Below are 20,250 nucleotides of genomic sequence, written 5' to 3' on the forward strand. Positions count from 1 at the left end.
TATTCCTTTTTATACAAAATTATGGATGCTGCTTTAACGATAAATCGGCACTGATCTGCTCAACTGTTTGGTTATCCAGAATATACCTTTTCATGATAAATGCGACAAGCATACTACCTATTGCTGGATAAAGGGTAAATGAAATTAAGATACCCGAAAGCGTGTGTTCACTGAGTTCGGTATTGGCTTCATAGCCATAAAATGCCAGTAACCAACCTGCAATGGCACCGCCAAGGGCAAGACCAAGCTTAATAAAAAAGACCACGCTTGCGTAGACTAGGCCTGTTAGCCTTTCACCGGTTTTCCATTGCCCGTAATCTATGGTGTCGGCCATTTTTGCCCACAGTAGCGGGGTTGCCATTTGCGTGAAGAAACACCATAAAAAATACACCGCAAAGGCAAGTATCAGCTGTTCGCCTGGCAACCAAAATGCCACGCAACTAATAGCTGCAGAGATATATTGCAAACGAATATAGGCGGTTTTCTTATCAACACGTTTGCTGAGTGGGTTTGCACAGGCACAGCCCAAAATATTACCTATCATGCCGATGGTAACAAAGTAGGTGACTAGCTCTGCTTCACCAAGTACATATTTTACATAGTAAATGGCAAGGGTAGTGCGTAGTACCATACTGGTTAACAACATAAATGCGGCAAAGCACAACACTTTAAATGGACCATTTTGCCATAGTGTGTTCATGCGGGTTTTCCAGCTCAACGATGAGCTGTTATGAGCTGTAACACGCTCTTTGGTAAAGCGAAAACAAATCAAAAATAAGATCACACCAAAGCCACTCATTAAAGCCATAGTGAGTTGGTAGCCGGTAGCGTTATCACCTTTGCCTAGCCAGTTTACCAAAGGCAAAGTACAGGCACTGACAATTAAGCCGCCCAGCATACCAAACACAAATCGATAAGATTGAATGGATACTCGCTCTTTCGGGTCGCCACTTAATACCCCACCTAACGCTGAGTAAGGAATATTAATCGCGGTATAAACCAGCATTAGCAAAGTATAAGTGACAAAGGCATAAATCACTTTGCCTGACTCTGGTAGGTCTGGTGTGGTGAAGGTGATCATGCTAATCACCCCAAATGGTATAGCAAGCCAAAGTAAATAGGGGCGATAGCTTCCCCATTTTGTGCGGGTTGAATCAGTTAAAGCTCCCATTAATGGGTCGGTAATTGCATCAACGATTCTCACCACCAAAAACAAGGTGCCAACAATAGCGGGTGAAATACCAAAGATATCAGTATAGAAAAAAGTTAAAAATAACATCACCGTTTGAAAGATGATATTACTTGCTGTATCGCCTAATCCGTAGGCTATTTTTTCTCTTTTTGTCAGCATGTGTGTTCTCGATTGTTGTTATTTTTATCGCTGTTTGAGTAGCGCGCGATATTGTTTTGCGCTTTCTTTTAAAATGCGTTGTTGGCTTTGATAATCAATATAAACTAACCCAAAGCGCTTTTCGTAGCCATACGCCCATTCAAAGTTGTCCATTAAGCTCCACGCAAAGTAGCCTTGAATATCAACGCCTTGGCGAATTGCATCACACACTGCATTTAAATGAGTATGATAATAATCTACCCGCTCGATGTCGTTCACTTCACCGTTTTCTAGTGTGTCGGCCATGGCTGCGCCATTTTCGGTAATATACATTTTTGGCAAATCATATTGCTGATGAAGTGATACCAAAAGTTCAGTTAAACCTTGTGGGTAAACTTCCCAGCCCATATCGGTAACACGAACATCTGTAAGGTTTGCTTCTTCAAACCAGTTATCAGCGGTATTTCTGTAGTGTATGCGGGTATAGTAGTTAACGCCAATAAAGTCGACAGCTTGGCTAATAATCGCCATATCGCCAGCAATAATAGTTGGCTTAACTGCATCAGCTAAATCATCCAGTAAAGATGGGTAAGCACCTTCTAAAACCGCTTTGATATACCATTGATTATGGTATTGATCAGCAAGCTCAGCGGCTTTTTTATCATCGGCGGTTAAAGGGTAGGTCGGGCTGAAGTTTAATACGATACCCGCTTCTGTATCCGGGCAGTTTTTACGTAATACTTGCATTGCAAGACCGTGGGCAAGCAGTAAGTGGTGCGCAGCTTGTCGGCCAGCTTGTTGCGATTTAATGCCAGGTGCATGTACACCCACTTCATAACCTAAGTAGGCACTACAAAATGGCTCGTTCAAGGTGGCGAATGAATCAACTAAGTGACCAAGGTGTTGAGTAACAAGTTCGGCATAGTCTTTAAATTTATAGGCTGTCTCGCGATTTAACCAACCGCCATTATCTTCAAGGTATTGGGGTAAATCCCAGTGATATAAGGTGACGTAGGTCTTAATATTACGTGCTTTTAACGCCGATAATAGCTGAACATAAAACGCCATACCTTGCTCGTTAACCGAGCCATCTTGTTGCATGACTCTCGGCCACGAAATAGATAAGCGGTAAGCATCGACAGCCAAATCTGCAATCATCTCGATATCTTGCTGCCAGCGTGCAACATGATCACAAGCTACATCGCCATGGCTGTTATCTGCAATGGTGCCTGGCTTTTCGCAAAATGTATCCCAAATACAATCGAGGCGCTTATCGCGTGCCCCTTCAATCTGAAATGAGGCTGTTGCCACCCCAAAAGTGAATTCGGGCTTGAGCAAAGCCGAATCTGGTAACAGTGAGATTGATTTATACACAGTTAATACTCGTCCTTTGGGTTAGTGTAAGGCTTGAATATTTAGAGCTTTGACTCGGCTGTAAGCGCTTACATTTTTTCTGCAAATAAATTGCTAAATATGATTTATATGTTATAAATGTAAGCGCTTACATTTAATGTTGCAACATTTTTCGCTATTTGTTGTTAGTGATTAAGTACCAGAGTTTGCTGTAACAAACTGATAAATATAATTAACTAGAGAAGAAAATTATGGCTCATGTATCAACTCCTGTTTCGGCTGCAGCAGGCCAAGCAGATATGCCAAAGCAGCATTTTGCGCTGGCATCATTGACCACATTATTTTTTATGTGGGGATTCATCACTTGTCTTAATGACATATTAATCCCTTACTTAAAAGGCATGTTTTCACTTAACTATACGCAGGCTATGCTCATACAGTTTTGCTTCTTTGGTGCGTATTTTGTGATGTCGATTCCGGCAGGCAAGTTGGTCAGTCGTATTGGTTACCAGTTTGGTATTGTGGTTGGCTTAGTGGTTGCAGCCATTGGTTGTGCGCTGTTTTACCCAGCTGCGGTTGCTCATGTGTATGAGTTATTCTTACTGGCCTTGTTTGTACTGGCCTCGGGCATCACTATTTTACAAGTATCTGCCAACCCTTATGTAAGTGTTCTTGGTCCACAAAAAACAGCGTCTTCGCGTTTGACTATGACACAAGCGTTTAATTCTTTAGGAACAACAGTCGCGCCAATTTTTGGTGGTTGGTTAATTCTATCTGAAATTAGCCAAGCAACGGCAGAAGAAGTGAAACTCCCTTATTTAATGTTATCGTTAAGCTTATTGGTACTTGCGGTTATCTTTGCATTTTTAAAACTGCCAAAACTAGGTAAAGAAAGTGATAGCGAAGCGGCACATCAAGACTTAGAAGACTTTGTTGATTTAGGCAGTGTTTGGCGTTACCGCCACCTTATTTTAGGTGCTGTAGGTATCTTTGTGTATGTAGGCGCAGAGGTAGCGATTGGCAGCTTCTTAGTAGGCTTTTTGACCCTAGATAACATTGCTGGTTTACCTGAAAATGAAGCAGCGCATTATATTAGCTACTATTTTGCAGGTGCTATGGTTGGCCGTTTCATTGGTGCTGCTGTAATGCAAAAGTTTAATGCCGGTAAGGTACTGGCGTGCCACGGCTTATTAGCAGTACTGCTGGTTGTTATTGCCATGACAGGTGAGGGAAGCCTTGCTATGTGGGCAATTTTACTTGTGGGGTTATGTAACTCTATTATGTTCCCAACCATTTTCAGCCTTGCTCTACATGGCCTTGGTAAGTATACATCAAAAGGCTCAGGCATTTTATGTTTAGCGATTGTAGGTGGTGCGATTATTCCATTACTACAAGGTGTGTTAGCAGATTCTATTGGCGTGCAAATGGCGTTGTTTTTACCTATCGCATGTTATTTATACATTACTTACTTTGCGCTGGTTGGCTCAAAAGTATCGACTCAGACTCAGCAATCTTCATAGGTGTAAAAATGAAATTGAAAAAAACATTCACACTCTTCTCGTTAATGATGGCAGGCGCCAGCATGACAGCTTGCACTGGGCAAGATAAGGTGGCAAACGTGAGCGCTGAGCAAGAAATTTGGCCAAACATCGAAACGGGCATTGCTGCAAATCCAGAAATGGAAGCAAAAATTGCGAAAATGCTGGCAAATATGACCCTTGAGCAAAAAATTGCGCAAATGATCCAGCCAGAAATTCGCGATATTACCGTTGAAGATATGCGCAAATACGGCTTTGGTTCTTACCTTAATGGCGGTGGTGCATTCCCAAATAATGATAAACATGCCAGTGCCGCAGATTGGATTGATCTTGCTGAAAAAATGTATCAAGCCTCAATTGATGACTCGCTTGATGGCAGCTCAATTCCGACTATGTGGGGCACCGATGCCGTGCATGGTCACAATAATGTTATTGGTGCGACACTATTCCCTCATAACATTGGTTTAGGTGCAACAAACAACCCTGAGTTAATCGAAAAAATTGCCGCCGCTACCGCGCAAGAAGTGATGGTAACAGGCATCGATTGGGTATTCGCGCCTACGGTTGCGGTTGTTCGTGACGACCGTTGGGGCCGTACTTATGAAGGTTATTCTGAAGATCCTGAAATTGTGAAAGCATATTCAGCAGCCATTGTTAAAGGGTTGCAAGGTGCGGTTGATGACGACTTTTTATCAGATAAGCGCGTGATCAGTACCGTTAAACACTTTTTAGGTGATGGCGGTACCGAAGGCGGTGATGACCAAGGTAATAACACAGCATCTGAGCAAGAGTTATTTGATATTCATGCGCAAGGGTATGTGGGCGGCTTAGGTGCTGGCGCACAAACTGTAATGGCGTCATTTAATAGCTGGAATGGTGAAAAAATTCACGGTAGCAAATACCTACTTACTGACGTACTAAAAGGCAAAATGGGCTTTGATGGTTTTGTAGTTGGTGATTGGAACGGTCACGGCCAAATTCCAGGTTGTACTAATGGCAACTGTGCACAAGCAGCAAATGCTGGTCTTGATGTGTACATGGTGCCAACAGATGCATGGAAACCTCTTTACGAAAACCTTATCAAACAAGTTAAAAGTGGCGAAATTGCGCAAAGTCGCATCGATGATGCTGTAACACGTATTTTACGTGTGAAAATGCGCGCAGGTTTGTTTGATAAGCCAAGCCCTGCTAAGCGTCCGCTTTCAGGTAAAACAGAGATCATTGGCAGTGCGGAGCATCGCGCAGTTGCAAAGCAGGCAGTGCGTGAATCACTGGTTCTTCTGAAAAATAAACAACAATTGTTACCGCTCGCACCAAGCTCAAACGTATTAGTTGCCGGTCAGGGCGCTGATAACATTGGTATGCAGTCAGGTGGTTGGACAATCACATGGCAGGGTACAGGTAACGAGAATAGCGACTTCCCGGGTGGTTCTTCAATTTTTGATGGCATCAAAAATACGGTTGAGCAAGCCGGTGGTCAGGTTCAATACAATATAAATGGCGAATTTGAAGCTAAGCCAGATGTTGCGATTGTTGTATTTGGTGAGCAACCGTATGCAGAAGGTAATGGTGATTTAGATAACCTTGAATACCAACGCGGTAATAAAACTGATTTAGCCTTACTTAAAAAGCTAAAAGATGCCGGTATTCCTGTGGTGTCGCTATTTATTAGTGGCCGCCCAATGTGGGTGAATGCAGAGCTCAATGCCAGTGATGCCTTTGTCGCAACTTGGTTACCAGGTAGTGAAGGTGATGCAATCAGCGATGTTATCTTTAAAAACCAAGATGGTTCTATCAATCATGACTTTAAAGGTAAGTTATCGTTCTCATGGCCAAACAACCCTGTAGGTAACCAAAACCGTGGCGATAAAGATTACGCGCCACTGCTGCCTTATGGCTTTGGTTTAACTTACCAAGATAAAAACACATTAGCAGATGACTTAAGCGAAAAATCACAAGTCGCCGCTAAATTAGAAGACTTAGTACTATTTGAGCGCGCCGTAAAAGCGCCATGGTCACTGCAACTACAAAGTGGTTCTGAGCTCCAAGCCATGACTAGTAGTCGTGCAGCACTTAATGCTGTTAGCGTAAAAACCTTTGATAAAGATGTACAAGAAGATGCGCGCGCAATCAGCTTTAACGGTAAAGAAGCGGCTGCGGTTCGTTTAATGGCTGCGTTCCCGTCGGATCTTCGTTCATACGTTGAAAAAGCGGGGCAGTTAGAAATGCAAATTAAGGTAGACCAAGCTGCTGATGCGCCGCTGATGCTGGGTATGCAATGTGGTGAAAACTGTGACGGTCAATTTGATATTAGCAAACAGGTTAAAGCAGCAAGTGATTGGCAAACCCTGACAATCGATTTGAGCTGCTTTGCTGAGCAAGGTGTGCAACTTGGACAAGTGTTCTCACCTTGGCAGCTAGCCACTGAAGGTGCATGGCAGGTATCGATTGCTAAATTGAATGTGACAACCTCGAAGAAAAACGATACTGCTATTTCTTGCAACTAACTTTTTTCTCCCTTAATGTTCCTCATGGCTAACAGTTGCTGTCGCATCTGTTAGCCTTTTTTATGTAAAGCCATTATTTGATATAAATTACCTAACGGAGGAATAATGCATAAGGTTAGATTTGCAGATAAAACGTTTTTACCTAGTAAAATCATTTGTGTTGGCCGTAATTATGCAGCACATATTGCAGAGCTTAACAACGAAACGCCTACAAGTATGGTGCTGTTTGCAAAACCAAATAGTGCTATCACCGATTCCCTCAATAGTGAACACTTAGGTGAGACTTTACATTACGAAACAGAGCTTTGTTTTTTAGTTAAAAATAAGCAACTGGCTGCGGTTGGGCTTGGGCTTGATTTAACCAAGCGAGACCTACAAAGCACGCTTAAAGAAAAAGGCCTCCCCTGGGAGCGCGCAAAAGCATTTAATGGTTCAGCGCTTTTTACTGAGTTTGTTGCTGTTAATTCCAACTTACATTATCAATTTAGTCTAAAGATTGATGATAAAGACACTCAACTAGGCGATACAAAGTTAATGCTGCATAACGCAGAGCAAATCTTAGCTGAAATCAGTGAATTTATGGACCTAGAAGATGGCGACATCATTATGACAGGCACGCCTGAAGGTGTAGGGAAGGTTGTCGCTCATTCAACCTTTGTGGTAACACTTATGGATGGTCAGCAGGCGTTGCTATCTCATCAGTGGCAGGCTCTTTAAGCGGTTCTATAATGTAGCGCTGATAATATGTTGAAAACTCAGGAAAGCTTTGTTCGAGCCAAACTCGTTGACTTTGCTGATATCTCTCGCTTGGCAATACCTTGTTTTTCAGTGCCTCATTAATTTCTGTAAGCACTTTTTCGGCATAATTATTAGGTGCATTCGTTGAGCAACCAATGGCGCCAAAAACCACATTCTGAGCCGGATTAACAATGTTGAGTTTTTGAATATTCTGTTGGTTTTGTTGATTGTAATAATCAGCAACAAATGGGTAATCAATCGTGTAATCAATGTAGCCATGTTCTAACTGCGATAGTAGCGCTTGGTTTGCATGGCTGCCAGTGCCACTTAATGCTGCACTTTCATAAAGCTTGGTATTTTTCGCTATAGTATCAAGCTTACTGCCAAACTTTCGCGCATCATTTTGCCCAAACATAAAATTTGCATCAGTCAATAATGAGATTAATGACACTGGGTTACCGTGTTTTTGCTTAATTTTTAGTGCTTTTTCTTTGGTACTTAATACGCTAAAGGGTGGGTACACTGTGGTTGGGATTGAGTAAGTAGCACGGTTGGTTTTTTTATCACGATGGATCATGCAGGCATAGCAGGCAAGATGTCCTTCGTCGAGATATTTGCTCAAACGTTTTGGTGGTAATAGTGATTTTTGGTGCTTAAAGTTTGGCATCGCTTCAATCAGCTGGTCGGTTATATTGTTACATAAGCCACCAAAAGGATATTGCTCTGATTTATCAAGAAAAAAAGGTTTGTTATCAGTTTCAAGCCAGGTAATAGAGAGCTTGTCGGAGGCATGAGTAATGGGAGCAAGTAATACCCCTGCAACTACGCATACTACTTGTTTTATGTATTTACTCATTAACAACCTACATAGTGAAACACTATGAATAACTATACACTAAAGTATGGGTAAAGTTGTAGGTAGAGTATAAAAATGATGAATAAGTATTAATAAGCCTGTCAGGTAACAGGCTTATACTAATGCAAATAATTGCTTAGAAAGGCATAGGATAGCGGGTAAATACATCAGCGATTTTATTGTTAGCTTCATCGCTTAATTGCACCGAGAAAGCATCGATATTTTCTTTTAACTGCGCCATTGAGGTTGCACCTATAATTGTAGAGCTTACGCCATCCACTTGATCACACCAAGCCAATGCAAGTTGTGAAGGTGTTAAATTAAAGGCGTTAGCAATTTCAACATATTCAGCAATCGCAGCCCGTGATTGTGCTGTGTCTCTAAATAAGCCATTACGTTGCACTAGCGTCCAACGACTACCTTCAGGGCGAGCACCATTTAAGTACTTACCACTTAGCATGCCGCCACCTAGTGGTGACCAAGGTAGGTAAGCAATATCTTCATGAATACATTGTTCAATTAAATACGGCCAATCTTTGGCGTGCAATAAACTAAATTCGTTTTGAATCGATACCATGCGCGGAAGGTTATGCTGCTCACTTAAGCGTAAGTACTGGCTGATGCCCCAAGGTGTATCGTCTGATAAACCACAGTGCTTAATTTTACCAGCCTTGATACAGTCATTCAGCCCTTCAAGAATATCTAACATACCCGCGATATTTTGCTCAGTGTCAGCCTCAGAGAAGCACACTTTACCTGGCCACTGTTTACCAAAGTGCGGTGATGTTCGGTTTGGCCAATGTAATTGGTATAAATCGATAACCTCAGTTTGTAAGCGTTTAAGAGATGCATCAACGGCTTCAACCACAGCTTGGCGAGTAATATCGCCGGCATCGCGTACCCAAGGTAAGCCGTTACCCGCAATTTTAGTGGCAATGACAAGATCATCGCGTTTGTCTTTATTACGCGCTAACCAATTACCAATGATCTCTTCTGTCTTACCGTAGGTGTCTGGAGAAGGTGGTACGGCATACATTTCGGCGGTATCAATAAAGTTAACGCCTTTATCTAATGCATAGGCGATTTGTTCATCGGCATCGGCTTGGTTGTTTTGCATACTCCATGTCATGCTACCTAAGCAAACACGAGATACATCAATACCACTTCGACCAAGTGGGCTATAAAGCATAATAGATCCTTGTTAATCGCTAGAATGGGCTTTAAGTGCAGTTAATAACTTATCATTTAACTGCGCTTTTTTACCCGTTTTAAAATTAAACATAACCACCTGTGATGAGCCAATGGTTGTTACTGCGTCTTGGCTTTCACTAAATACAGTGTAATGCATCATAAAACGATCTTGTTCAATGTCACTAATCTTTACACCAACATGCACAGTATCAGGAAATGTCACCGGGCGTTTATAGCGGGCGTTGTTTTCGCTGATCACCGGACCCACACCTGTTACTTGTAAATCTTTAAGAAAGCCGAGTTGAGTAAAAAAATCGATACGGGCTGTTTCAAAGTAGCGAAAATACACCACATTATTGACGTGCTGCAGGGCATCCATTTCGCCCCATGCAACATTAATTTTTGTTCTGATAGGGTGTTGTTCTATAAACGATTGCATAGTAAATCTTCGTTGATTGTGAGAAATCTTAGGTTAGCAATATGCTGCTTTTAGCTCAAGGAAATTAGAAAGCTCAGTAGATTGTGCTAGATTTATAAGTTCACGCTTACGTAAAGTGTGAGCAAAATGAACACACATTAAAGGACCTTAATTATGCAGCAACTAACCTTGAGGGTGATAAAGTGGATTGCACTTTTCATCTTGCTAGCTCTAGCTTTGCTCTGTTATAGCATGGGCACAATGTCAGGATTTATCGCTTTAATTGTCGTGGGCTTGTTATTAGAAGCCGCGTTTTGGTTATTTGGTTCACGGCTTATTAGCCGTAAAAAACCAAACCAACAAACAAGCCAAACCTCTTAGCTTGCACTCTCAGGAAGTTTAAATATAATAACTGTATATATAAACAGTTGTTGTATTCCTGATGAAAAAATTCATTCACATCGATATGGACTGCTTTTATGCAGCCGTTGAGATGCGTGATAACCCCGCGCTTGCCAATGTGCCACTGGCTATAGGTGGTAATAGTCGTCGCGGGGTGCTTTCAACTGCTAATTATATTGCCCGTAAATATGGTGTGCGCTCGGCGATGTCGAACTATCACGCCAAACAACTGTGCCCCGATCTGGTTATCGTGCCCGGACGAATGCAGGTTTATAAAGAAATCTCCACGCAAATTCGCGCCATTTTTGCAAAGTACACAGACCTTATTGAGCCGTTATCGTTAGATGAAGCCTACCTTGATGTAACCGACAGTACTGCGTGCAAAGGCAGTGCAACTCTGATGGCAAAGCAAATCCGCCAAGAAATCTATGACACCACCGGACTAACAGCCTCTGCGGGCGTCGCGCCAATTAAGTTTATTGCCAAAATAGCTAGCGATGAAAATAAGCCTAATGGTCAGTTTGTGGTATTGCCTGATGAGGTTGATGACTTTTTAGCGAGTTTACCGCTTGGTAAAATCCCTGGCGTAGGCAAGGTGACATTAGAAAAGCTGCAACTTAAAGGGCTTTACACAGGGGCTGATGTGCGCGCGAAAGGGGTTAATTGGATGCAGCAGCACATTGGTAATTTTGGCGTGTCTTTATATCAAAAGTGTGCAGGCGAGTACGTTGGCAAAGTGTCAACTGAGCGAGTACGAAAGTCGCTCAGTGTTGAGCACACCTATGAATACAACAAAAATAACTTAGATGAGTGTCTAAGTCAGTTACCCCGCTTGATGGATGAATTAACACGTCGTCTTGATAAACAACAATTAAACAACCGCATCAATAAATTATCGGTGAAGGTCAAGTTTGCCAATTTTGTCGTGACCAGTGCCGATCAAAGCCACCATCAATTAGACGAACGCATTTTTGCTGAGTTAATGAGTAAAGCTTATGAGCGAGGTAACAACCAGCCAGTACGCCTGTTAGGAATAGGTGTCGGAATAAAGAGTCAGGCTCACGAGCATTTTCAGCTGAGTATATTAGACTAAAGGTTAACACCTTGGTGCTTGAAAGTTTGTTAGTGTCTAGTTGGGGTGCTAGGCCTGCCTAGTTCAACACCTTAGACAACATTATAACTTAATAAGAGAGATGACTATGCAATCGGTCGTAATCGTGCTGCTCGGAATAGTCGGTATGTTGTTCGGATGGTTCTTTTATTCGAAATTCATCGCCGAAAAAATATTTAAAATGGATGATAATTTTGTCACACCCGCTCATGAACTTGAGGATGGTGTGGATTATGTGCCAACTAACAAAGTTGTGTTATGGGGCCACCATTTCACCTCTGTCGCAGGTGCTGCGCCAATTGTTGGCCCTGCCATTGCCGTATACTGGGGCTGGGTGCCTGCGGTACTGTGGGTAGTATTTGGTACTATCTTTTTTGCTGGTGTTCACGACATGGGCGCTCTATGGGCCAGTGCGCGTAACAAAGGCAAATCAATGGGCGCTTTATCTGAAAGCGTAATTGGTAAACGCACCCGTGCATTATTTATGATTGTGGTGTTCTTAGTACTACTGATGGTGAATGCGGTATTTGGTGTGGTGATTGCCAAGTCATTTGTATCGCAACCCAACGCGGTATTCCCAGCTTGGTCAGCGATTGTCGTGGCCTTAGTTATTGGTCAGTTGCTACGCCGTAAAGTGTCGTTAATTCCGCTTTGTTTAATTGGTGTGGGAATTCTTTATTACACCATTTACCTTGGTAGTGGTATGCCGATTTCATTACCTGATGAAATGTTTGGCTTAAGTGCGAATGCCAACTGGATCATCATCTTATTTATCTATGCAGCCATTGCTTCATTATTGCCAGTATGGATGCTTTTACAGCCACGCGATTTCATTAACGGTATGCAGTTATTGGTTGGTTTAGTATTACTATATGGTGCGGTTTTTGTGTCAATGCCGGATATCACAGCGCCTGCGTTTAATACTCAAACGGCGGTTGATACACCAAGTATAATTCCATTGCTATTTGTGACCATAGCTTGTGGTGCGGTATCGGGTTTCCACGGTATTGTGTCTTCAGGTACCAGTTCTAAGCAGCTTAACAAAGAAACCGATGGTCGCTTTGTGGGTTACTTAGGTGCAGTAGGCGAAGGTATGCTTGCGCTTATTACACTAGTTGCAGTAAGTGGTGTTGCACTTGCGGTATCTCCTGAAGAATGGCACGAAATTTACAGTCACTTAGGTGCTGGTAGTGTGAGCGCCTTTATTAATGGTGGTGCTAACTTAATTGAAAGTGGTTGGGGTATCTCGCAAGAGGTGGCATCAACTTTACTTGCCGTAATGGTGGTCTTGTTTGCGGGGACTACGATGGACTCTGGCGTGCGCCTGCAGCGTTATATCATTCAAGAGTGGGGTGATATTTATAATATCAGCATCATTCGTAATGGTATTGTAGCTACACTCATTGCAGTACTTAGCTGTTTACTGCTTGCCTTTGGTGCTGGTGGCGCTGACGGTAGCGGCGGTATGATTATTTGGCCATTATTCGGTTCGACTAACCAAATCTTAGCAAGCTTAACCCTACTGGTTATCTCGGTAATGCTTATTAAAGCGAATCGCCCGGCTAAATACACCTTGATCCCAATGAGCTTTGTATTAGTTATGGCGTTCTTTGCTGGGGTTATTAAACTGGGCGAGTACTATCAACAAGGTAACTGGTTACTGGTGACACTTGATTTGTTAGTACTGGTTGTGAGCGTACTGGTTATGCTTGAAGCTTGGTCTGTAATTGTTAAGCATCGTAAAGACTCAGCAGACATTACAGAGCAGTAAACTTAGCTTGCCAGCCATATCGTAAGCTGTCTTACTTGGCTGGCAATAGCGCTCTAAATCAATGATAATAAGGTCCTATGTTTCTAACAGCAGGACCTTTTTTATGGCATACCCTCATGCAGTTGCAGCCCCGCAATTAGCGGATGCAAATCACGATGCATTGATTATTATCGGTGATGATTTCTCTTCTTTAGCAGATGCAAGCTTAAGCCAAGCTATTAGCGCTCAACAAGCTGTAGACGCACGTATTGGCAAACAAGTGACATTACTTGTTATTGACTCTAAACGCGTTATTTTAGCGCCTACAGGCCCTCTAAATCGTGATTATGATGATGTACGTCGTTACTTTGATGCCGCGAAGCAAGGTGTACTAGAGGCGAAAGCATCAGGTAGCACTCAGCCTGCAATTTTACTTGCTAACGTAAATCAAGATAGCCGTTACAAGCATGCCCTTGAAGTGGCTTATTTAGGTGCTTGCCAAGCGCTTTGGCAACCACTTGAGGCACGTGAGTTTCACGGCCAAGCGATTGAACCAATTAGCCAAATTAGCCTAGTGGGTGCAGATGAGGCAATGAGCAAAGCGCTTAATGCTATTGCTGCAGGTCAATATGCTGCACGTGATTTATGTGGTACCGAACCTGAGCGTATGGCACCACCTCGCTTTGCTGATTACTGCGTTGAGTTATTTGCTGATAGTAAGGTGTCTGTTGAAGTGATTTCAGATATCAACACTATCGATAAAGATTACCCAATGATGAGCACCGTAGCGCGCGCATCTTACGCTGTTGAGCGTCATCACCCACGTGTTGTAAAACTAGAATACGTGCCTGAAGGCGACGTTGAGCGTACCTTAATGTTTGTTGGTAAAGGTTTAGTTTACGATACCGGTGGTGCAGACCTTAAAGTGGGTGGCTTTATGGCAGGTATGAGCCGCGATAAAGGCGGTGCAGCTTCGGTTGCTGGCTTTATGAAATCTGTGGCTGACTTTGCACCAAAAGGCGTAAAAGTGATTGCTTACTTAGCCGTAGTTCGTAACTCAATTGGTTCTGATTGTTTTGTTCCTGATGAAATCATTACCAGCCGTGAAGGTGTGCGTGTTCGTATCGGTAATACAGATGCTGAAGGCCGTTTAGCAATGGGTGACCTATTAAGCGAAATGAAAGATCGTGCTTTAAACGAAGTAAATCCAGAGCTATTCACTGTTGCAACACTAACAGGCCACGCAGCTCGTGCGATGGGTCCTTACAGTGCGTATGTTGAAAATGGTCCAGCTCGCGCAGCGAAAATTTCACGCCAAATTGCTGACTTAGGCGATTTATGGGCAGATGGCGCCGAAGTATCTCGTAGCCGCCGTGAAGATTATGACTTTATTCGTCCTCGCACGTTAGCTGACGATGTATTATCAAGTAACAATGCCGCTTCTGCAGTGACAGCTCGTGGTCACCAGTTCCCAATGGCATTCTTAGCGATTGTTGGTGGTTTAGATAAACATGGTACTGAATCAGCGCAACCATTACCGTATGTTCATATGGACATCGCAGGTAGCGGCGTAGAAGGCGGTGATTGGCAACATGGTAAGCCTACCGCAGCAACAGTAAGCAGCTTATTCGCTCGTTATTGTTTATAAGCTAGAAGCTATAAGTTTTTAGTTTTAAAAGCCCCGCACTGCAATGCGGGGCTTTTTTGTGGTGTTAGTCGAGCTTGAAGCGGTTAACGACATCACTTAACGCTTGCGAGCTTTGTTTTAAGTTTTCACTGGCGTTCGAGAGTCCTTCGGTATTCGACAGTGATTGTTCGGTTGATTGTGAAAGCTCATTAATCCGTAAATTAACCTCATCTGCGGCGCTGGTTTGTTGCTCGGTAGCTCGGGCGATTTGGCTGTTCATATCTTTAATAATAGAGACAAGTCGCTCAATCTCACTCAATGAGCTATTTGCTTCACCTGCTTGTGAAACTGTTTCGGTTGATAACTGTTGGCTTGCTGATACAGCATCAACAGCAGCTTGTGCGCCAGTTTGTAGTTTACTGATCATGGCTTGAATTTCATCAGTACTTTTACCTGTGCGACTTGCTAATGTACGCACTTCGTCAGCCACTACGGCAAAGCCCCGACCTTGTTCACCAGCTCGGGCCGCTTCAATGGCAGCATTGAGTGCCAGTAAGTTGGTTTGCTCAGCAATACTTCGGATAACATCAAGTACTGAGCCAATGTTGTTACTCTCTGCAGCAAGATCCGCCGTTACCTTACTCACTTGTTCAATATTATGCGACAGGGTTTCAATGGCGGTGATGGTCTTGTTGAGAACCTGCTTGCCCGCTTCGGCATTTTGTGCCGCTTCATTAGCGGCATGTTCAGCTTGGTCGGCATTTTGACTAACATCGTGAATTTGATGAGTCATTTGTTCCATCGCGGTTGCTACTTGAGTTGAGCTATCGTTTTGTAGCTCAATAAAGGAGTGATTGGTTTTACTGGCATCATCAACGCTATGGGCAAACTGATTTACTTGCTCGGCATTGTGGGCAACATGTTTCAGTGACTCACGCATTTTTGCGGTGTACAAGTTAAAGTAGCGCGACAAACGAGACACTTCGTCATTGCCATTTTCATCAAGCTTTTGGGTTAAGTCGCCTTCACCTTGTGAGATGTCTTTCATCATGTCGGCGGCAAGTTGGGTTGGGCGAAGAATACTATTGGCAATTAGGTAGCTTAGCGCAACCAGTAGAGCAATGATCACCACTGCGGTGATAATGACATGAGTACGAAGCGAAGAGAATGCCTCTTCAATGGTATCAATGTAGACACCAGAACCAACAATCCATTGCCATTTATCAAAGCCTTTTACGTAGGCAATTTTATCAACCGGCTTATCTTTACCTGGCTTTGGCCACTTGTAGGGAATAAAACCTTCACCTTGTTTTTTGACGATATTAACCATATCGACAAATAACAACACGCCATCTGGATCTTTACTGCCCGCTAGCGATTTACCATTTAATTCGGGCTTAAATGGGTGCATGACCATCACGGGTTGATAGTCGTTGATCCAAAAGTAATTGCTGTTGTCATAACGTAGTGCAGAAATTGTTTCGAGGGCTGCTTGTTTGGCTTGTTGCTCACTCAGCTTACCTTGCTCAAACAACGCATAATTATGCTCAATAATAGAGTAAGCAGACTCAACAAGGTTTTGGGTTTTTATGTATTGCTCTTGCTTTAGCGAGCTGTATTGCTGAGTTAAACTCGAGACGCTTAAAAATATCAGCCCTATCACGACCACACTCACTAACATGGCGAGGCGCTGAAAAATTGTAAAACGGCGTAAATTCATGTGTATTCCTTCGTCATGCCCATAGGAGCAATGTATTAAGCGTAGCTAAAATAGGTCGAAAATCTAGTTAAATAGTAGAATACATTGAGACAAAAAAAAGGCTGATTTAACAATCAGCCTTTAGTCTAAGTTACCGAAATTAAACGTGATTACTCCACGTTAAAGTGTCGGTTGAAGAAACTGGTGATGGTTTGGTGTAAGTGCGTTTGTACGCTCTTGCCACGTAAACTGTGTTTTGAACCCGGGTAAGTCATCATTTCGAACTGCTTTTCTTGATCTTGCAGTTGTTTGAATAATTTAGTGGCGTGAGTGAATAACACGTTATCATCTGCCATACCGTGGTAAATCATCAGTGGGCCTTTTAAGCCTTCGGCATATGGGAAAACTGCACTTGCTTCGTAACCTTTCGCGTTAGTTGCAGGGTGACCTACATAACGTTCAGTGTAGTGAGTGTCGTAAAGTGCCCAATCAGTTACTGGCGCACCAGAAACACCGGCTTTGAAGTAGTCGCCCGCTTTAAACATAGTCATAAGCGCCATATAACCACCGTAGCTGTGGCCATAAATACCAATACGTTCAGGGTCAACGTAATCAAGGGTACGTAAGAACTCGACACCTTTGATTTGGTCTGCCACTTCAGCAACACCTAAGTGCTTATAAATCACGTCTTCAAACTTTTTACCACGGTTGTATGAACCACGGTTATCAAGTTGGAAAATAACATAGCCTTGTTGTGCCATGTACTGGAAGTATAAGTTTTTACTACGCCAGCTGTTCGTTACGCGCTGAGCATGAGGGCCGCCATAAACGTTAACAATAACTGGGTGCTTTTTACCATCTTGGTAATTAGTTGGCTTGAATAAACGGTAATGCATGATTTGTCCGTCTTCAGCCTTTAACGTGCCGTATTCAGGCGTGATCAAATCAGCTAGGTAAGGCGTTAATGGGTGTGACTTATCTAACTTGTTTTCTTCAAGCCAAGTGATAAATTCGCCATTAATTTTACGTAATGCTGCAGAGCCAGGCTTATTCACTGATGAGCTGTTATCGATAAAGGTTTTGTTATCTTTGGCAATCACCACATTATGGTAAGCACCTAGCTCAGTTACGCGTTTAATTTCGCCTTTTTTGAATAGCGGTACGCTGTAAAGGTGGCTCTCAAGTGCTGTATCTTTGCGACCTGCAAAATAAACGATGCCTTTTTTCTCATCGATACCTTTTAAGCTATCAACAACCCATTCACCTTGGGTGATTTGACGGATCATTTCACCGTTTGTGCGGTATAAATAAAGGTGTTTAAAACCGTCGCGCTCAGATGCCCAAACGAAATGTTTCTTATCGTTTAAGAACTGCAAATCAAAGTGCAGGTTAATCCAAGTATCACTGGTTTCTGTTAGGGCAACGGTTTGTTTTTTAGTGTCGCTATTATAAAAACGTAACTCTAAGTTATGTTGCGAGCGGTCTTGCCATTGATAAGAAAGTGTTTTGTTATCTTTTAACCATTTTGCGCGAGCGATATAAATATCTTGATCTTCGCCTAAATCAACCCAGTCAGTTTTTTGATTGTTGATGCTTACAACACCTAACTGAATTTTAACGTTGTCGGTACCTGTAAACGGGTAGCGTTGATTAAATAGCTTTACTTCATCGGCGTAAATTTCATTACGGATCGCTTCTTTTACTGGGCTTTCATCAACACGGGTATAAGCGATTTTAGACTCATCACCAGACCACCAGTAGCCAGTCATTCGACCCATTTCTTCTTGCGCAACAAACTCGGCCATACCGTTTTTAATAACGCCGCCACCATCTTTACTTAATTGGATTTCTTGACCCGTTTTTAAGTTAAGTGCGTAGAGGTTTTGCTCACGAATAAACGACACATAATGGCCTTTAGGTGAGAAACGTGCATCGGTTTCAAATGCTTCAGTGTCGGTTAGTTTACGGCTTTTAGCTGAGGCAAGCTCATAATAGTAAAGGTCGCCATTAAGCGGGAATAAAAGCGCTTTACCGTCTTTTGACCATTTATATTCTAAGATCCCTTTACCAAAAATACGTTGGCGCTCACGGCGTGCTTTTTCTTCATCAGATAAGTTTTCTGGACCAGAAAATAGTGCAGCAGAGTCAACTAATAAGCGGTTTTTGTTATCTTTTAAGTTGTATTCCCATAAGTCGTAGCGATTGTAATCATCGGTTTTACCTTGCAGGTAAGTTACACGACTGCCATCTGGAGAGAATTTAAGTTGTACAGGCGCTTTACCTGCTAAGCTTGGATCGTCAAAAATACGTTCAAGAGTGAGTGGTTCAGCGGTCACACTGAATGCTGTTGCCACCACTGGCAAAGCAAGTGAGAGAGATTTAATTTTTTTTAGCACAGGAGTACCTTCGCTCGAATAAAAACTGCCACGATGGTAATGGTAAGCTTAGGCAACTGCAACAAAATGCTATAAAGTAGGGTTTGTTTACCCAATATCAAAGGATTTACTGATGAAAAATACTGATACGCCGTTTTCTTTGGCCCCAGAACTACAACGCGATTGCATTGAGCTTGCTGATTGGCCACTGTGTAAAGTATTGCTGATGAATGATAGCCAATACCCTTGGTTTATTTTAGTGCCAAGAGTTGCTGGCGTTAAAGAGATTATCGACCTTTCTGAAGAGCTACAAATTACCTTATTACAAGAGTCGGGCAAACTGAGTAAACTATTACAACAGGTGTTCAACCCAGACAAACTCAATGTAGCAGCACTAGGGAATATGGTACCGCAATTACATGTTCATCATATTGCGCGTTTCACAACTGATGCAGCTTGGCCAACACCAATTTGGGGTAAATTACCAGCAGTACCTTATAGCGACGAACAAATTGCCGCATTAAAAGCGCATTTTTAAACTGTTTGTTCTAGCAAGATTGGACTAAGCTAAATGGATGATGCACGAAGGGGTACAGAATAAATGAAACACACAGTGTTTGCCGTGTTGCTTATTCTTAGCTCTTTTTCTTGTTTTGCAAAAAGCTATTACTTTGTTGGTAGCCACTTTCCTGCCATTTTAGAGCAAGATCAACAAGGCACAGTGATTGGCTTGGGTGCCGATATTGCTCACGAAATTTGCAGGCGTTTAGGGCATGAGTTGGTAATTGATATCATGCCACTAAAACGCGCTCTAAAAATGGTAGAGCAAGGTCAGGCTGATGCCATTATTGGTCCTTACAAATCCATTATACGTCAGCAGTATATGCAATTTAGTGACTTGCCCTTTTACGAAGACCCGATTGTTTTATATACCAAAAAGAACAATGATGTGACTTGGGTTGGAAACTTTGCCAGCCTTCGTAAAGATATTATTGGTACAATTCGAGGTTGGAACTATGGTCCTGAATTTAAGCGTAACGAGGCAAATTTATCGCTATCTGAAGTGGGTAATGTGCGGGCTAGCTTTTTACAATTGATGCATAACCGAGTTGACTTAATTCTTACCCATCCTCGGGCTGCAAAGCCTGTGATCGACAGTTTAGATATAGCAGATAAAGTGATTATGTTATCGCCGCCAGTGACGGTTAATCAGGGCTACTATGGCTTTAGTAAACAACGCGAACTCGATGAATTTATTGATGCTTTTAATGCCGAGTTTCAAAAAATGCTGATCAACGGGGATATTGTAGAACTAAACTCCAAATATGGTTTGAACTTCGTTGCACACTAGTCGT

16 protein-coding genes are annotated in these 20,250 nt (G+C 42.6%); 9 read left to right on the forward strand and 7 right to left on the reverse strand.

What is annotated here, in order from left to right:
• Positions 1-19 precede the first annotated feature (19 nt).
• Both HUS61_RS17170 and HUS61_RS17175 read right to left on the reverse strand, forming a co-directional pair.
• Positions 20-1,351, reverse strand: a complete 1,332-nt coding sequence (locus HUS61_RS17170) for a glycoside-pentoside-hexuronide (GPH):cation symporter (RefSeq protein WP_175083263.1) — start codon at positions 1,349-1,351, stop codon at positions 20-22.
• A gap of 24 nt (positions 1,352-1,375) precedes the next feature.
• Positions 1,376-2,704 carry a GH1 family beta-glucosidase gene (locus HUS61_RS17175; RefSeq protein ID WP_175083264.1) on the reverse strand — a complete coding sequence of 443 codons (1,329 nt, stop codon included), beginning with the start codon at positions 2,702-2,704 and terminating at the stop codon, positions 1,376-1,378.
• Between the two features lie 230 nt (positions 2,705-2,934).
• Between HUS61_RS17175 and HUS61_RS17180 the strand changes: the two genes are divergently transcribed.
• The 3 genes from HUS61_RS17180 to HUS61_RS17190 all read left to right on the forward strand — a co-directional run bounded on the left by HUS61_RS17180 (position 2,935) and on the right by HUS61_RS17190 (position 7,445).
• Positions 2,935-4,203: a sugar MFS transporter gene (locus HUS61_RS17180; RefSeq protein WP_175080252.1), complete on the forward strand. Its 1,269-nt coding sequence runs from the start codon at positions 2,935-2,937 to the stop codon at positions 4,201-4,203.
• An 8-nt stretch (positions 4,204-4,211) separates the two neighbouring features.
• On the forward strand, positions 4,212-6,728 hold the full coding sequence (locus tag HUS61_RS17185; protein WP_175083265.1) for an exo 1,3/1,4-beta-D-glucan glucohydrolase: 2,517 nt from the start codon (positions 4,212-4,214) through the stop codon (positions 6,726-6,728).
• Between the two features lie 105 nt (positions 6,729-6,833).
• Positions 6,834-7,445: a fumarylacetoacetate hydrolase family protein gene (locus tag HUS61_RS17190; RefSeq protein WP_175083266.1), complete on the forward strand. Its 612-nt coding sequence runs from the start codon at positions 6,834-6,836 to the stop codon at positions 7,443-7,445.
• Here HUS61_RS17190 and HUS61_RS17195 read toward each other — a convergent pair.
• The 3 genes from HUS61_RS17195 to HUS61_RS17205 all read right to left on the reverse strand — a co-directional run bounded on the left by HUS61_RS17195 (position 7,396) and on the right by HUS61_RS17205 (position 9,952).
• A complete protein-coding gene (locus tag HUS61_RS17195) occupies positions 7,396-8,322 on the reverse strand; it encodes an ABC transporter substrate-binding protein (RefSeq protein ID WP_175080257.1) in 927 nt (308 codons plus the stop codon). The two genes, HUS61_RS17190 and HUS61_RS17195, sit on opposite strands and share 50 nt — an antisense overlap.
• A gap of 136 nt (positions 8,323-8,458) precedes the next feature.
• Positions 8,459-9,511: an aldo/keto reductase gene (locus tag HUS61_RS17200; RefSeq protein WP_175083267.1), complete on the reverse strand. Its 1,053-nt coding sequence runs from the start codon at positions 9,509-9,511 to the stop codon at positions 8,459-8,461.
• A 12-nt stretch (positions 9,512-9,523) separates the two neighbouring features.
• Entirely contained in the window at positions 9,524-9,952 is a 429-nt protein-coding gene (locus tag HUS61_RS17205; RefSeq protein ID WP_175080260.1) for a thioesterase family protein, read from the reverse strand.
• A 153-nt stretch (positions 9,953-10,105) separates the two neighbouring features.
• On the opposite strand from HUS61_RS17205, the gene HUS61_RS17210 reads away from it, so the two are divergent.
• The 4 genes from HUS61_RS17210 (at position 10,106) to HUS61_RS17225 (ending at position 14,842) form a co-directional block, all read left to right on the forward strand.
• Entirely contained in the window at positions 10,106-10,312 is a 207-nt protein-coding gene (locus HUS61_RS17210) for a hypothetical protein (RefSeq protein ID WP_054562678.1), read from the forward strand.
• A 61-nt stretch (positions 10,313-10,373) separates the two neighbouring features.
• On the forward strand, positions 10,374-11,426 hold the full coding sequence (dinB, locus tag HUS61_RS17215) for a DNA polymerase IV (protein WP_175083268.1): 1,053 nt from the start codon (positions 10,374-10,376) through the stop codon (positions 11,424-11,426).
• 106 nt (positions 11,427-11,532) lie between these two features.
• On the forward strand, positions 11,533-13,215 hold the full coding sequence (locus HUS61_RS17220) for a carbon starvation protein A (RefSeq protein ID WP_062566089.1): 1,683 nt from the start codon (positions 11,533-11,535) through the stop codon (positions 13,213-13,215).
• 103 nt (positions 13,216-13,318) lie between these two features.
• Complete coding sequence (locus HUS61_RS17225) at positions 13,319-14,842, forward strand: leucyl aminopeptidase family protein (protein ID WP_175083269.1); 1,524 nt, start codon at positions 13,319-13,321, stop codon at positions 14,840-14,842.
• Between the two features lie 64 nt (positions 14,843-14,906).
• Here HUS61_RS17225 and HUS61_RS17230 read toward each other — a convergent pair whose 3' ends face one another.
• The gene (locus HUS61_RS17230) at positions 14,907-16,541 is read right to left on the reverse strand and encodes a methyl-accepting chemotaxis protein (RefSeq protein WP_175083270.1); all 1,635 of its coding nucleotides are present in this window, start codon (positions 16,539-16,541) and stop codon (positions 14,907-14,909) included.
• A gap of 149 nt (positions 16,542-16,690) precedes the next feature.
• A complete protein-coding gene (locus HUS61_RS17235) occupies positions 16,691-18,916 on the reverse strand; it encodes a S9 family peptidase (protein ID WP_175083271.1) in 2,226 nt (741 codons plus the stop codon).
• 112 nt (positions 18,917-19,028) lie between these two features.
• Here HUS61_RS17235 and HUS61_RS17240 point away from each other — a divergent pair, with 112 nt between their 5' ends.
• Positions 19,029-19,433: an HIT domain-containing protein gene (locus tag HUS61_RS17240; protein ID WP_054562674.1), complete on the forward strand. Its 405-nt coding sequence runs from the start codon at positions 19,029-19,031 to the stop codon at positions 19,431-19,433.
• A gap of 63 nt (positions 19,434-19,496) precedes the next feature.
• Entirely contained in the window at positions 19,497-20,246 is a 750-nt protein-coding gene (locus HUS61_RS17245) for an ABC transporter substrate-binding protein (RefSeq protein ID WP_175083272.1), read from the forward strand.
• Positions 20,247-20,250: the final 4 nt, after the last annotated feature.

This window comes from Pseudoalteromonas sp. 0802 (assembly GCF_013350085.1).
In the GTDB taxonomy this organism is placed as follows: domain Bacteria; phylum Pseudomonadota; class Gammaproteobacteria; order Enterobacterales; family Alteromonadaceae; genus Pseudoalteromonas.

Coding starts and splice junctions, on each gene's coding strand:
- HUS61_RS17170 (WP_175083263.1), bottom strand. CDS start 1,351: ATGCTGACAAAAAGAGAAAAAATAGCCTACGGATTAGGCGATACAGCA.
- HUS61_RS17180 (WP_175080252.1), top strand. CDS start 2,935: ATGGCTCATGTATCAACTCCTGTTTCGGCTGCAGCAGGCCAAGCAGAT.
- HUS61_RS17185 (WP_175083265.1), top strand. CDS start 4,212: ATGAAATTGAAAAAAACATTCACACTCTTCTCGTTAATGATGGCAGGC.
- HUS61_RS17190 (WP_175083266.1), top strand. CDS start 6,834: ATGCATAAGGTTAGATTTGCAGATAAAACGTTTTTACCTAGTAAAATC.
- HUS61_RS17195 (WP_175080257.1), bottom strand. CDS start 8,322: ATGAGTAAATACATAAAACAAGTAGTATGCGTAGTTGCAGGGGTATTA.
- HUS61_RS17200 (WP_175083267.1), bottom strand. CDS start 9,511: ATGCTTTATAGCCCACTTGGTCGAAGTGGTATTGATGTATCTCGTGTT.
- HUS61_RS17205 (WP_175080260.1), bottom strand. CDS start 9,952: ATGCAATCGTTTATAGAACAACACCCTATCAGAACAAAAATTAATGTT.
- HUS61_RS17210 (WP_054562678.1), top strand. CDS start 10,106: ATGCAGCAACTAACCTTGAGGGTGATAAAGTGGATTGCACTTTTCATC.
- dinB (WP_175083268.1), top strand. CDS start 10,374: ATGAAAAAATTCATTCACATCGATATGGACTGCTTTTATGCAGCCGTT.
- HUS61_RS17220 (WP_062566089.1), top strand. CDS start 11,533: ATGCAATCGGTCGTAATCGTGCTGCTCGGAATAGTCGGTATGTTGTTC.
- HUS61_RS17225 (WP_175083269.1), top strand. CDS start 13,319: ATGGCATACCCTCATGCAGTTGCAGCCCCGCAATTAGCGGATGCAAAT.
- HUS61_RS17230 (WP_175083270.1), bottom strand. CDS start 16,541: ATGAATTTACGCCGTTTTACAATTTTTCAGCGCCTCGCCATGTTAGTG.
- HUS61_RS17240 (WP_054562674.1), top strand. CDS start 19,029: ATGAAAAATACTGATACGCCGTTTTCTTTGGCCCCAGAACTACAACGC.
- HUS61_RS17245 (WP_175083272.1), top strand. CDS start 19,497: ATGAAACACACAGTGTTTGCCGTGTTGCTTATTCTTAGCTCTTTTTCT.